At 46.6% G+C, this 12349-nt stretch carries 15 protein-coding genes; 11 read left to right on the top strand and 4 right to left on the bottom strand.

Translation table 11 applies throughout. The annotated features are described in order from the left end of the window. Positions 1-3: 3 nt before the first annotated feature. Entirely contained in the window at positions 4-813 is an 810-nt protein-coding gene (locus RJ32_RS03715; protein ID WP_011233347.1) for a UDP-2,3-diacylglucosamine diphosphatase, read from the bottom strand. 408 nt (positions 814-1221) lie between these two features. On the opposite strand from RJ32_RS03715, the gene RJ32_RS03710 reads away from it, so the two are divergent. Continuing rightward, positions 1222-1512: a hypothetical protein gene (locus RJ32_RS03710; RefSeq protein ID WP_011233348.1), complete on the top strand. Its 291-nt coding sequence runs from the start codon at positions 1222-1224 to the stop codon at positions 1510-1512. Between the two features lie 15 nt (positions 1513-1527). Here the strand turns inward: RJ32_RS03710 and RJ32_RS03705 are convergent, their stop codons facing one another. Further along, the gene (locus tag RJ32_RS03705; RefSeq protein ID WP_011233349.1) at positions 1528-1767 is read right to left on the bottom strand and encodes a hypothetical protein; all 240 of its coding nucleotides are present in this window, start codon (positions 1765-1767) and stop codon (positions 1528-1530) included. 114 nt (positions 1768-1881) lie between these two features. Here RJ32_RS03705 and RJ32_RS03700 point away from each other — a divergent pair, with 114 nt between their 5' ends. Next, the gene (locus tag RJ32_RS03700) at positions 1882-2130 is read left to right on the top strand and encodes a hypothetical protein (protein WP_011233350.1); all 249 of its coding nucleotides are present in this window, start codon (positions 1882-1884) and stop codon (positions 2128-2130) included. Between the two features lies 1 nt (position 2131). On the opposite strand, the gene RJ32_RS03695 is transcribed toward RJ32_RS03700, so the two are convergent. Continuing rightward, entirely contained in the window at positions 2132-4102 is a 1971-nt protein-coding gene (locus RJ32_RS03695; protein WP_011233351.1) for an LTA synthase family protein, read from the bottom strand. A 123-nt stretch (positions 4103-4225) separates the two neighbouring features. Between RJ32_RS03695 and RJ32_RS03690 the strand changes: the two genes are divergently transcribed. The 9 genes from RJ32_RS03690 (at position 4226) to RJ32_RS03650 (ending at position 11411) form a co-directional block, all read left to right on the top strand. After that, the gene (locus RJ32_RS03690) at positions 4226-4585 is read left to right on the top strand and encodes a diacylglycerol kinase (protein WP_011233352.1); all 360 of its coding nucleotides are present in this window, start codon (positions 4226-4228) and stop codon (positions 4583-4585) included. 144 nt (positions 4586-4729) lie between these two features. Next, positions 4730-5332 carry a thermostable hemolysin gene (locus RJ32_RS03685; protein ID WP_034819176.1) on the top strand — a complete coding sequence of 201 codons (603 nt, stop codon included), beginning with the start codon at positions 4730-4732 and terminating at the stop codon, positions 5330-5332. Continuing rightward, entirely contained in the window at positions 5323-6672 is a 1350-nt protein-coding gene (locus tag RJ32_RS03680) for an AMP-binding protein (protein ID WP_011233354.1), read from the top strand. The genes RJ32_RS03685 and RJ32_RS03680 overlap by 10 nt, the downstream gene beginning before the upstream one ends. A gap of 9 nt (positions 6673-6681) precedes the next feature. After that, complete coding sequence (locus RJ32_RS03675; protein WP_034819173.1) at positions 6682-7359, top strand: TenA family transcriptional regulator; 678 nt, start codon at positions 6682-6684, stop codon at positions 7357-7359. After that, on the top strand, positions 7356-8153 hold the full coding sequence (locus RJ32_RS03670; protein WP_034819171.1) for an SDR family oxidoreductase: 798 nt from the start codon (positions 7356-7358) through the stop codon (positions 8151-8153). Before RJ32_RS03675 ends, RJ32_RS03670 begins: the two co-directional genes overlap by 4 nt. Continuing rightward, positions 8150-8803: a hypothetical protein gene (locus RJ32_RS03665; RefSeq protein ID WP_034819169.1), complete on the top strand. Its 654-nt coding sequence runs from the start codon at positions 8150-8152 to the stop codon at positions 8801-8803. The genes RJ32_RS03670 and RJ32_RS03665 overlap by 4 nt, the downstream gene beginning before the upstream one ends. Before the next feature lie 8 nt (positions 8804-8811). Beyond that, positions 8812-9474: a response regulator transcription factor gene (locus tag RJ32_RS03660; RefSeq protein WP_034819167.1), complete on the top strand. Its 663-nt coding sequence runs from the start codon at positions 8812-8814 to the stop codon at positions 9472-9474. Continuing rightward, complete coding sequence (locus RJ32_RS03655) at positions 9465-10808, top strand: histidine kinase dimerization/phospho-acceptor domain-containing protein (RefSeq protein ID WP_235598912.1); 1344 nt, start codon at positions 9465-9467, stop codon at positions 10806-10808. The genes RJ32_RS03660 and RJ32_RS03655 overlap by 10 nt, the downstream gene beginning before the upstream one ends. A 93-nt stretch (positions 10809-10901) precedes the next feature. Beyond that, the gene (locus RJ32_RS03650; protein WP_034819164.1) at positions 10902-11411 is read left to right on the top strand and encodes a cytochrome b; all 510 of its coding nucleotides are present in this window, start codon (positions 10902-10904) and stop codon (positions 11409-11411) included. Here the strand turns inward: RJ32_RS03650 and RJ32_RS03645 are convergent. After that, a partial coding sequence (locus tag RJ32_RS03645; RefSeq protein WP_235598911.1) for a helix-turn-helix transcriptional regulator occupies positions 11406-12349 on the bottom strand: 944 nt, incomplete at its 5' end. The two genes, RJ32_RS03650 and RJ32_RS03645, sit on opposite strands and share 6 nt — an antisense overlap.

Genomic DNA, 12349 nt, shown 5'->3' with positions numbered 1-12349 from the left:
CCTTTAGGCCGCGTTGTTATAGGCGCGACGGCGCCGACGAAAGCGACTTAAGCGAGCTGGCTGAGCATCCGAGAATGTGTATTTCATCAGCGACAGCTCGCCGTCATGGTTTTCAAACAGAGCCGTGCAATTTTCCACCCAGTCACCGGTATTGGCGTACAGTAAGCCGTCAGACTCAACCAATTCTGGGTGATGAATGTGTCCGCATACAATACCGTCTAAACCACGCTTTTTAGTTTCGCGGAATGAGGCCGCCCGATAGCGGCCAATGACTTCTTCGGCTTTACCAATTTGGCTTTTCACGTAGGCCGACAATGACCAGTAATTGTGGCCAAACAGGTTGCGAATGCGGTTTGTTGTTCGGTTAAGCCACAGTAAGAAGTCATAAAGATGGTCGCCAACAAACGACAGCCAGCGGCTATGGCAGGTTTCGGCATCAAACGCGTCGCCGTGCATTACCAGCAAACGTTTGTTGTCAGCGGTAGTATGAATAGCCTGACGTTGAATGCGAATACTGGCCACATCTGGATGGCGATATTTACGCATAACTTCGTCATGGTTGCCGGGAATGTAGATAACCTCGACACCGTTACGTGCCATTGCCAGTATTTGCTGAAGTACCTTATGATGCTGATCCGGCCAAAATATCTGCCGTTTCATTGCCCAAAAGTCGACAATGTCGCCAACCAGATACAACCGCTCAATATCAACGCGTTTGAGCAGGTGAAGCAGAAATTCGGCTTTGCAATCTTTAGAGCCAAGGTGTACGTCGGAAATAAACAAAGTTCGGGCGTTCAAGCGAGCCTGAGGCATAACGATCTCCCACTGTGGGTTTCGTCCATACTCCTCTGCTTAAATGAACCGCCGTTGACAGTTCATTTAAGCTTTTGTGACATCGGCAGACTATTTGCGACAAGATCAGCTTTATTATGAATGGCATAAAGTCAGGAAGCATTGTGCACCGGCTCAGGCATTAACCAGGCATAATCTTTAAAACGCTCATAGAGCCTGATACTCCGATCTAGCGTGCTTGTTCTACTTTTTGCCATGACGTCCCTGTCTATTGGGTAATGCGAATATGAAACCCGAAAACCATAAACCGGACAAGCATCTTTACAGTAATCATACATGAGAACCAAGGGGCGCTTGATTCCCCGACGACTTTTGACCATGCTTATTTTAATTAAGTTACTGAGTAACGGTAAAAACTTGGAGGTTTAAATGGATAACAAAGACGCATTTGAGAAAAAGCACGAAGCAAAAATAGAAGAAATGAAAGCTGAGATTGACCGCTTAAAAGCGAAAGCAAAGCAGTCGGAAGCGGAGTCTGAAATTAAGTATGAAGAAAAAATTAGTGAACTTGAAGCGTTAAGAAATGATGCAGAAACTAAGCTGGAAGAAGTTAAGAAATCCAGCAAAGACGCATGGTCTGACGTTAGTAAGGGACTTGAGTCGGCAACAGAGTCTTTATCAACGGCGCTGAAATCGGCCAGTCAGCAATTTAAAAAATAAAGGGTTTAGGGGTGGCTACTTGCTGGCTGTTAGCCACCCTGCAAAAAATGCTGCGGCAAGTGCCCCGGCAATAATAGCGATAAACCATGCAGCTCCAGCCCGCTTTCCTAAATTAATTGTCCAGCCAAGCATTGGATAAAATTTCGGCACCCAGCTGCGCGTATCTTTCTTGCTAAAGTATATGCCGAGCCACAAAGGCCGTGACCAGTTGCTTTCGTCATGCCATTCCTGAGAATTGATTTCTTCTTGAGTCATAAAGGCCTCCTAAGAACAAATAGTAGTCGATTTTTCCGGGAAATCACGGGGTGAGTTGATATCTCCCGCAACTCAATGTAATTTTCAGTCCATTCTCACTAATCTGAAGCCATTATGTCCTCTTTGTTAAACTGGATGAAAACTCTGGGCACGATACCTCTAGCCCTTTGCGTTCTTTTCGTTGTATTTCTGCCTTCAATTTTATTCGCGGCATTTATTGTCTGGATTTTCGACTTGCTGTTTTTAGACCTGGCATGGATGTCCTGGTCAACTTTTTGGTGGATACTGGGCGTTTGGGTTGTGACCATGATCATTGCGTTAGCTGGTCAAGCCGACAAGATTCTGTTTGGTACGCCGAAGTAGTCTAATCTTTAGGAACATAATATTCTCGCGATTGATACAAAATAGACGGCAACATAGCGAATGCTCTTATTTTTTTTAACTGCTCGGGGCTTAGCGGATCCTCTATCGGCTCTTGCTTATCGACTTCCGGGATATAGCGATAATGCTCAGTTGGCTTATTTACCCTAAGAACGGTTAAAGTCTCACCTTCCAACCATCCGTAGTTGTCGCCAAACTGCATCATTGCCCGGTTTCCGGGAGCTTTATCTGTGCGGCTTAAATCCTGCCCTACTGTTGGCAAATAGGCGGAAACACCTGCTAAAGAGAGTAATGTGGGAGCTAAATCAATTTGGCTTGCTGTCGACTTAATGGTTCGGGGTTCAAGATCTGCACCTAAAATCAGTCCTGGTATGTGGAATTTATTGACAGGGATTAAGTCGTCACCGTAAACCCGGGTATCATGATCGGCCACGACCAAAAATAAGGTGTTATCCCAGTAGTTACTTTGTCTGGCTTTTCTAAAGAACTCTCCGAGTGCGTAATCCGCATATTTAACCGCATTATTCACGGTATTTTTAGGCTCCTCATGAAGCTTTATAGTGTTATCGGGGAACTTAAACGGTTCGTGATTAGAGGAGCTAAAAGCCAGGGTGAAGGTGGGGTGTTTAGCTGTGTTGACTACTAATCGCTGATGTAGTTTATTAAATAAATCTTCATCGCTAACACCCCAGCTCCCAGTAAAATTCGGTGTTTTGTAATCATCTTGATCGATAATCGATTGAAAGCCATTACCGACAAAAAAGTTGGCCATATTGTCAAAGTGAGCCTGGCCGCCGTAGATAAACTCGGTGAAATAACCCTGCCGGGATAAAACATCGGCAAGTGTAAAAAACTGACGCTGTGAGTTTGAAAGTTTCACGGTGCTTCGTGCTCTAGTCGGTAAAAAACCTGAAACAACAGCCTCTATACCGCGTACTGAACGGGTTCCTGTTGCGTAAAGCCGCTCAAACCACCAGCCATCTGATTTCAGTCGCTCCAGATTAGGTGTTACCGGTACGCCACCAAGTGATTCGACAAATGTCGCACCCAGGCTTTCTTCTAAAATAATGACAATATTAAGAGGTTTTTCTCTTTTCCGTGTCGCAGGCTGAAAGTGTACTGTGGGGTAATCTTTGTAAGGAAACTCATATTCTTTAAGGTGAGTGTTCTGCTTAACTGTTGTTAAAACTTCATCGGTTTTCATATCACCGTATATAAGATTTGCTTTTGATTCGTGTTTTAAATTGTAAAGTGCATACTCTAAGGTATAAGTGGAATTCAGAATCAATGAATTGACCATGGCATCAGAGGTAACCGCGAAAAATGCTGGGTTAGCCGGGCGATGCGCTAGTGTTGAACGGATGCCGAGTACTACCATCACTAGAAGAAGAGGGTAAACACCCAACAAATACCGACGGCGCATTGGTTCTGGTTGAAATCGTTGAGCAATAATACGGGCTATGCGCTTTAAAATGTATATGGTTAGTAAAGTAGAAGCCGCACCTATCATTAACCAAGTTTTGAATCCGTTCCATAGTGTGGAAAATACTTCGGCGGGATACTCTAGGTATTCAAAGAATAAGCGGTTGGGTCTAGTGTCGTACTGAGCCAAAAAAGCCGGTGTTGAAATCTCCATGAACCATAAAATGATGAAGCATAATGTAAACCACAGTAAAGCAGCACGATACCAGAGACTCTGGACTCGATATCGGTTCATAAAAGGAATAAAAAGTGGGAACGCAAGAAATGGGATGATAATAAAATAGCTTACTTGCATAAGATCGGCTCGTAAGCCCAGAATGAAAAACTCTCCTAACCCTATAGCTTCGCTGACACGGTTGCTGTACAGAGAGAAGTGAAGAAAGCGGAATCCACTAAGCAGAGCGAGCGCAGAAACAAAGAAAAGAAATATTGGCCGCAATAATTCTGCAATTGGTAAAATTGGTTTGATCATAAATATTGTACTAGTTCTTTGTTGCTGCTTAATAAAAGGCAAACTAGCAGCGCATTCTTAAGTAAGCCTTAAGAAACATTTAATAAGTTATTTAAAGATGTTGATGGCTAAGAGGGCGATAGAATGAAACCGGGAAAGAAAGGCTTAGAACGAATTTGGTACGCAACTTTCAATTCGCTGCGAGGCCTGAAAAGTGCGTGGCAGTACGAGGCGGCCTTTCGACAGGAAGCACTAATGTGTTTGATTTTGGTACCTGTCGCTTTTTACGTTGAAGCATCGTTGGCTGAGCGGCTGCTATTGCTTGCAAGTCTTTTTATTCTGCTCATTACTGAGCTTCTTAATTCGGCGGTAGAAGCCGTTGTTGACCGTGTTGGGGCAGAGTTCCACGAGCTTAGTGGAAGGTCGAAAGACTTAGCCTCTGCAGCGGTATTTTTTGCCCTACTGTTTATGCTCGTGGTCTGGGTTAGCATTCTGTTTTTTTGATTTATTGGGTATGTTCAGGAACTTTCTACAAACTAACGCTCCACTATTCCTTAATAGCCCTTAAGGTTCTCTTAAGTAAACGCTCATACAGTAGCAGCATGAATGATTCTGTCAGCGATGTCCGCTGGAAAAGGAGTAATCGTCATGCGCTACCAATGGGTTACAACAACACAGGCTAACCGGTCGTCGGTTGAGGCTTTTATCTGTGAACGCTACTGGCTCAATTTTAATGCCTGCCTTAGTCAACTGCCCGAGGTGCTGCTAGCCCTGTACGAAAACGACACTCTGGTTGCGGCATGTGGTATTCAGTTTGCCGAACAAAAGCCGTTGTTTTCAGAGTTCTATCTCGATAAGCCATTGCAACAATACTCTGTTGGCAACAAGCCGATGCCAGCGCTTGAAAATATAGCTGAAGTCGGTTCAATGGCCGCTCTGGCACCGCCTTATTTACCTTTGCTGTTTCAGGCGGTTATCGATTCTCTCTTGTCGAGAGGAATAACCGCTGTTGTCTTCACTGCAACCCGGGCTCTGCAAAAGTATTTCGCGAGACAAGGCATAGAATTAACCCTTCTAGCCGAAGCTAAGAAAAACGCTTTGCCCGAGTCTGTCCGCGATATATGGGGCAATTACTATGAGCACACACCGTTTGTGCTGGGTGGTTGGCTGAGCCAGGGGCATGCGTTATTCACTAAGCAACGCCCTGCGTCTGTTTTCAGGTCGACAGTAGGGGCTGCGTCATGCCTGTAACTGAGTTTTTTGACCAACTGCAAGCGCACGCAAAAAGTAATCCAAATCAGCTCTCTGTAAGTGACGAGCAAACGGCTATTACTTACCACACGTTACTTAGTCGGGTGGCCGCCCGACGCGACTATTACCTGCAACAGCCAGACCCTGTTGTTCTTATCGACAAACCCAACTCCATTGATTGGGTTATAGATGACCTGGCGCTGCTGTGGGCGGGCAAAGTCAGTGTCCCGGTACCACCATTTTTTACTGAACAGCAGAAGCAGCATTTGGTTCAGCAAACCTTGTCGTCGCCGCAATTGCCGTCGATGACAGCTAAAATCACCTATACCTCAGGAACAACCGGTGAACCTAAAGGAGTTTGTCTTGCTGCCGCGTCTCAGATGGAAACAGTGAAAGCACTGGCGGAGCGTCTGGGAGCGGTGAAGGTTAAGCGGCATATGGTACTGATGCCGCTTGCTGTATTGCTGGAAAATATTGCCGGGGTGTATCTATCGCTTTGGCTAGGTAATGAAGTGGTTCTGGTTGGTTCAGAAACTCTGGGGCTGAAAGGATCATCATCACTCTGTGCAGAGTCTTTTTTTGCTGCGCTACGGCTCTACCAACCGGATAGCCTAATTCTAACGCCTGCACTGTTGGCGGCTATTGTATCGGGTGTTGAGCAAGGTTTGTTAGATAGTCAGCAGTTCAAGTTGTTAGCGATAGGAGGCGCAAAATTACCCCTGCCGTTGGAGTCAAAAGCATTGGCATTAGGCCTGCCGCTGGTTCACGGCTATGGATTGTCAGAGTTTTGTTCTGTTGTCGCATTGAACTCACCCGACCGTCCGGTTGTCGCTTCGGTTGGCAAACCGCTACCTCATGCACAGGTGACTATTGATGAGGGCGAAGTTGTGGTCTCCGGCAACTGCATGCTGGGTTACCTGGGTGAGCCAGACTCCTGGTATCCGAAAAGGATAAGAACTGGCGACCTTGGCTCATGGGATGCTGAGGGCAACCTGCGCATTGGCGGGCGTATTAAGAATATTATTATTACGGCGTTTGGGCGCAATGTTGACCCTGAGTGGCCAGAAGCCCTGTTGAGCCTGCAGCCCAACATCCGACAAGCGGCCATTTGGGGCTCGGAAGAGTTACCCATTACCGCGCTGCTATATTCTCCTGAAAACATCGACTCTGTTGCCGCTCGTGTTAAAGCGGTTAATCAGCAGCTTCCTGACTACGCGCAAATCGAGCGGTATTTTCTTATCACTGAACCTTTTTCTCAGGCCAACCAACAGTTGACCGGAACCGGACGTCTTCGTCGTCAGCAAATTGCTAACGACTATTCCGAGCTATTAACGCTATAGAGGTATTTTATGTCCTTTTTTAACACTTTATGTGAGCAGACCCAGACAGAACAGCAGTATTTGCTGAGCGCAAGACCTATTCAACAGGCATTGCAGGGCGATATTTCATTGCCTCGTTATCAGGCTTTTTTAAGTCAGGCTTACCATCATGTAAAGCATACGGTTCCATTGCTGATGCGCTGTGGCAGCCGCCTGTCGCTAAACGATGAGTGGTTACGCAAAGCGGTTATTGAATACATTGGCGAAGAATATGGTCATGAGCGCTGGATACTCAACGACCTCGATGCCGCTGGCGGCGATGTGGATATGGTGCAGAACTCAGAGCCACATACACCGACACAGGCCATGGTGTCTTTGGTTTATAACGCGATAGACAATGTGCATCCTACGGCGTTCTTTGGCATGGCACACGTACTGGAAGGAACCAGCGTGAAGCTGGCAACGGCCGCCGCACATAAAATCCAGAGCACACTTGGCTTGCCGGAGTCAGCTTTTAGTTATTTGCTGTCCCACGGAGACCTGGATCAGGAGCACGTTCAGTTTTTTGAGCAACTGATGAACCGAGTTGAAGACGCCGACGCGCAGCGCGCCATTATTCAAACCGCTAAACACGTTTATCGCTTGTATGGTGATATGTTCAGAGCTTTGCCGGAGCTTGCGGGTGAACAACCGGAAGCGAGTGTATGAGCAAAATAAACTGGAAATCACAAAGCATAGTACTGACGGGCGCATGCGGAGGGCTAGGTATTCAACTTGCCGAGCTGCTTAGTGCTAAAGGAGCAAAACTTTTATTATTAGGACGCTCAGAGCCCGAGCTAACTGCACTTGCCGCGCATTTGCAGCAGGACTGTTTTGTGTTGGATCTCTGTGCGTCCGATGCAGTAAGCCATTTGCACCAGTTTATTGAGCAGAAAAACCTGCGCATTACCGGTCTTATCAATAATGCAGCAACCACACATGAAGGACTGCTTGAAGACGCAACCTCTGAGGACATTCAGCGTGTTATCGACACCAACCTAACCGTGCCCGTGGCTCTTATTCATAGGCTACTGCCTCGACTAAGAGCAAATCATGGCTGGGTCATGAATATTGGCTCTGTATTTGGCGCCATTGGTTTTCCGGGGCAGGCACTTTATTGCGCCAGCAAGTTTGGCCTACGAGGGTTTAGTGAGGCGCTGCAGCGAGAGTTGCAACCAGAGGACGTACGAGTGCTTTACTGCGCCCCCAGAGCAATACAGACGCAACTCAATAACGGCGTTATCAGTCGTTTAAACCAGCAGTTGAAAACCTCGGCTGATGCGCCGGAATGGGTTGCGCAACAAATCGTTCATCAAATTGAGCAACAACAACCACTGAAAACCCTGGGCTGGCCGGAAAAGTTATTTGCCCGGCTTAACGGGCTGTTACCGGAACTGGTTAACCGCAGTATGAAAAAGCCACGAATTTTATTACACCAATTGATCAAGGAAAAATCGCTATGAAACCAATAACTGTATTAGTTACCTCAATGGCGTTAGCTGTAACGCTTTACCTGTCGCCGGTTGCTGCAGAAGAAGTCAGCCAGTTGCTGAGCGTTCAGCAACGCTGGGCTGAAGTGAATTATAAGATCGAGGGCGACGAGCAGCTAAAAGCGTTTGAAGAACTGTCGGCGCAAGCTGAAAAATGGGTTGAGCAAGAGCCCGATAACGCCGAAGCGCATATTTGGCTGGGTATTATTAAAAGTACTCAGGCCGGTGCTGAAGGTGGATTGAGTGCGCTGGGTTTGGCAAAAGACGCTAGAAAATCTCTGCAAAGAGCATTGCAGCTTGACCCTCAAGCTTTGCAGGGTTCTGCTTATGCAAGTCTCGGTACGCTATATTACAAAGTTCCCGGCTGGCCGTTTGGTTTTGGTGACGACGACAAAGCCAGTGAATTATTGCAACGCGCATTGGAAATAAACCCGGACGGTATTGACCCTAACTACTTTTACGCCGACTATCTGTATGAACAGGGCAAGTACTCAGATGCAAGAAAATACGCAGAGCACGCGCTGAGCGCTGAAGTGCGGGAACAAAGACCATTAGCTGATGCGGAGCGACGCAAAGAGGTTCAGGCGTTACTGAAAAAGATTCATCACGAGCTGAAGAGGTAATTGGCCGCATGGAGTTGTTACTGGTTGAAGATGATGCGATGTTAGGACAGGCTGTGGAACTCGGCTTGTCCGAGCGTCAGTTCCTGGTTCAGCGGGTACGCACGGGAGCGGCGGCTATTAGCGAGTTAAACCGAACTCACTACGATGCTGTTGTTCTGGATTTGGGGTTGCCGGATTTAGACGGAACCCGCGTTTTGGCCAGCCTCAGAAAAAAGGGTATGACGTTGCCTGTATTGGTTCTGACAGCGCGAGATCAATCCAGTGAAATTGTAAAGCAGCTGGATAACGGCGCTGACGACTATATGATCAAACCGTTCGATATGAACGAACTGGCTGCCCGTCTGCGCGCGCTGGTTCGTCGCCAGCGCGGCTATGCTTCCCCGGAGTTAAAAGTGGGTGATATTGTTTTGGACGACGCTAACCATACCGTTGTTGTTGAAGGGCTGGCTGTTAACCTTTCCCGACGCGAATTTGAGCTACTGAAAGCATTAATGTCCGCACCGGAACGTGTGCACAGCCGTGACAAGCTCGAGCAGGTTGTGTTTCAGAATGAAGCCCAGGTAGAGAGTAACGCGCTGGAGGTTCATGTGCATAATTTACGTAAAAAGCTGGGCCATAAAGAGTGGATTCAGACTATTCGCGGTATTGGTTACCGACTGCAATGCAATTAGTTAAGCGTGTAAGGCACAAGCTAAACTCTATTCGTAGGCGTATTCTTGTTGCTGTATCTCTTTTGTATCTTGTCAGTTCAACCTTGTCAGCAGTATGGATTTACTTTGAAGTGAGCCATGAAGTTGATGAACTCTTTGATGCAGAAATGCTGCAGCAGGCAAAAACCTTATCTGCATTTATGTCCGTGAATTCCGAGCGCTTGCCTGAAGCCGGGGTGATCATTGAATCAATCGGTGCGCACAACTATGAAGATAAGCTGTCTTATAGGATAGAAAACACTGAAGAGCTGCTTCTTATGCAAACTGAAGGCGCCCCGGATGCCTGTGCTTTTGAGTTTATCCCGGGTTTTTCAGTTAAGAGAGTGAAAGACGAACTTTGGCATGCATTTGGCTTAGAGAACGCAACTGGACAGCGAATACTAATGTTGCAGGAAGACGGCTTTCGTTCTGAACTTAGAATGGATTTAACCGTCGATACAGTTATTCCGATATTACTGATTTTACCTTTTATGCTTTGGTTGGGATGGTGGACCATCAACCGGAACTTCTCCAGCTTTAATCGCTTGGCTGGTGAGTTAAGGCGTAAACGTGCTGACGACTACACCGCCTTTGTTGAAGATAACGACAGAGAGGAAGTTGCATTAGTAAAACGTTCTTTAAATCACTACATAAATCGTATAGAGCAAACGTTTTTACGTGAGAAGCGTTTTTCCGCAGATGCAGCTCATGAGCTTAGAACTCCTTTGGCCAGTTTGAAGGCTCAGATTCAGAGTCGACTTGGGAGCGCTACCTCAGAGCAGCAGAATGAGCTTCAGCCTCTGCTAGACAGTACCGAACGGTTGGTTAAATTGGTTGAAAGCTTATTGCAGTTGTCTAAAGCTGAGCTGCCACCTGAACAGCTAAAGCAAGTGAATGTTGCCAGTGTTCTCAGGCAGGTACTTGCCGACCAGTACGTCGCTGCGGAATCGAAGGGGCTGAGCTACCATGCACAACTTCCTACTGTGTTTCAGCAAACAAGTGATGAAAGTTACCTCTATCTTTTGTTTGCTAACGCACTGGATAACGCAATTAAGTATGCGGTTCCGGGCTCTCATATCGGAATCGAAGTCACCGAAAACCAGATATTTGTTTGTAACCGCGTCGCTGCAGACCATGTTATTGATATTGACCGAATTACCGAGCGGTTTTATCGCGGAAAACAGCTAGATGTTGAGGGCTCCGGACTGGGTCTGAGTATTGTGAAGAATTTGGCCGAGCAACTCGGCGTTCAGATTAACTTTCGACATATCGATGATGAGTTCTGTTTTATTGTAACTTTTGATACGGATCAATAAGCGGCTGTATTCCCGGCGTTGAGCGCATAAGCTTAATATTTCCTTAAGGTAGTGTGCCTATACTCAAGTCATTAAACACCTTTTGGAGTTGTTATGGATATTCGATATTCGGGTTTGTCGCGAATAAACCACTGGTTCAGCGTGATCTTTGTGGTTGTCATACTGACTCTGGGTTATATGATGTTTTTTGCAAATGACAGAGCCTCTGGCTCATACGCCGAAGCCGCCCATATTGGCGTTGGATTTTTTGCCTTCTGGTTTTTGCTCTGGCGCACAATCTACCGTTTAAAAATGGGTTTCCCTGCGCACAAAAAACAAGATAGGCGTCACGAATTTGCCCGAGTTGTTCACTATTTGATTTTACTCGGGCTGACACTATTGATTATTACCGGTCCCTTGTATTTGTTTACTGAAAATGAAGGACTGGCTGTGTTTGACTGGTTTACCGTTAATCTTGATCTCACTGCTCTCAGTATTGTTCACGAACCGGCGGAAGAAGTGCATAAAATTACCGGCCTTTACGTACTGCCGGCTTTGCTTGTTGTGCATATTGCGGGTGCTGTTGTTACCTACTTGTCAGATGAGGGAGTAGCCCGATCATAAAGCTGAATTGGAAATAAATAGCGCAGATTGCTGCTGGCGCAGCTCTTCCGGGACAATACCCAGCCAGCGTTTGCAGGCGCGTCGAAAGTTGTTGGGGTTACTGTACCCCAACTTCTGCGCAAGCTCGACATTGCTGTAGGGGTGCTTTTGCAGCAGGTTCAGCAGTTTGTGTAGCCGCACCAGGTCATATATTTGTTGAAAGCTGTAGCCATGACTGGCCAGCAGACGTTTGCACGAGGAAAGGCTAATGCCAACTTCAGCCGCCAATTCGGTTAGCGAGGCGTCATGGCCCGTTTCGAGCTGATAATCCAGCCACTTAAAAACGCTTAGCATGACAGAAGCTTGAGCCTGTGTCTGATGCTGCATCTGACAAAAGCTAAGTGCCTGATGATATTGGGCTAAGTTGCGCTCAGGCGAATGTTCCTGAAGCTGTTCCGCCGGAATAGAGAGTCCACAAATAGGGCGTGAACTCACCTTTTTTACCCATTTTTTCCAGGTGGGTAAGGGCGAAATATCATCAGGCAGAGCAACATGCCACTGGTTAATAGCTAAGCCTCGAGCTCTGCCCAGCATTAAAAGTATTGCTACACCAATTTTGCAACTGGCAGAATAGCAGAGTTGATTCATTTTCCCTGACAGCCCCTCAACCGGAATAAAGTCCAGTTGTAAGTAATTTTCAAAGCGTTGGGTGGGGGTAAATAAAAAGGGCTGTAGCAGGCTTTGAAAGCGCGACAAATGAATAAGCGCCTGCTTTAGTGTTTTTGCGTGAACGGTCAGGTCAATCAGTGGGTTAAGTCTGTCACTGAACAGTGTTTCTACAACCAATTGCCATAAGTGCGGGTCGTTAATTTTTTCTTCAGCAGACGCCAGTAACAACAGCATTTCATGATCGGTGAGCCGAAAGTTGTTTATCTGCAGTTTTTGTTCAGATAATGAGG

Origin of the sequence: Idiomarina sp. 28-8 (genome assembly GCF_000320945.2) — a bacterium.
In the GTDB taxonomy this organism is placed as follows: Bacteria; Pseudomonadota; Gammaproteobacteria; order Enterobacterales; family Alteromonadaceae; genus Idiomarina; species Idiomarina loihiensis.
The sequence above is the reverse complement of the archived record's forward strand: the minus strand, read 5'-3'. Positions and strand labels throughout refer to the sequence as shown.

Coding starts and splice junctions, on each gene's coding strand:
- RJ32_RS03660 (WP_034819167.1), top strand. CDS start 8,812: ATGGAGTTGTTACTGGTTGAAGATGATGCGATGTTAGGACAGGCTGTG.
- RJ32_RS03695 (WP_011233351.1), bottom strand. CDS start 4,102: ATGATCAAACCAATTTTACCAATTGCAGAATTATTGCGGCCAATATTT.
- RJ32_RS03685 (WP_034819176.1), top strand. CDS start 4,730: ATGCGCTACCAATGGGTTACAACAACACAGGCTAACCGGTCGTCGGTT.
- RJ32_RS03705 (WP_011233349.1), bottom strand. CDS start 1,767: ATGACTCAAGAAGAAATCAATTCTCAGGAATGGCATGACGAAAGCAAC.
- RJ32_RS03675 (WP_034819173.1), top strand. CDS start 6,682: ATGTCCTTTTTTAACACTTTATGTGAGCAGACCCAGACAGAACAGCAG.
- RJ32_RS03690 (WP_011233352.1), top strand. CDS start 4,226: ATGAAACCGGGAAAGAAAGGCTTAGAACGAATTTGGTACGCAACTTTC.
- RJ32_RS03710 (WP_011233348.1), top strand. CDS start 1,222: ATGGATAACAAAGACGCATTTGAGAAAAAGCACGAAGCAAAAATAGAA.
- RJ32_RS03655 (WP_235598912.1), top strand. CDS start 9,465: ATGCAATTAGTTAAGCGTGTAAGGCACAAGCTAAACTCTATTCGTAGG.
- RJ32_RS03670 (WP_034819171.1), top strand. CDS start 7,356: ATGAGCAAAATAAACTGGAAATCACAAAGCATAGTACTGACGGGCGCA.
- RJ32_RS03650 (WP_034819164.1), top strand. CDS start 10,902: ATGGATATTCGATATTCGGGTTTGTCGCGAATAAACCACTGGTTCAGC.
- RJ32_RS03700 (WP_011233350.1), top strand. CDS start 1,882: ATGTCCTCTTTGTTAAACTGGATGAAAACTCTGGGCACGATACCTCTA.
- RJ32_RS03680 (WP_011233354.1), top strand. CDS start 5,323: ATGCCTGTAACTGAGTTTTTTGACCAACTGCAAGCGCACGCAAAAAGT.
- RJ32_RS03665 (WP_034819169.1), top strand. CDS start 8,150: ATGAAACCAATAACTGTATTAGTTACCTCAATGGCGTTAGCTGTAACG.
- RJ32_RS03715 (WP_011233347.1), bottom strand. CDS start 813: ATGCCTCAGGCTCGCTTGAACGCCCGAACTTTGTTTATTTCCGACGTA.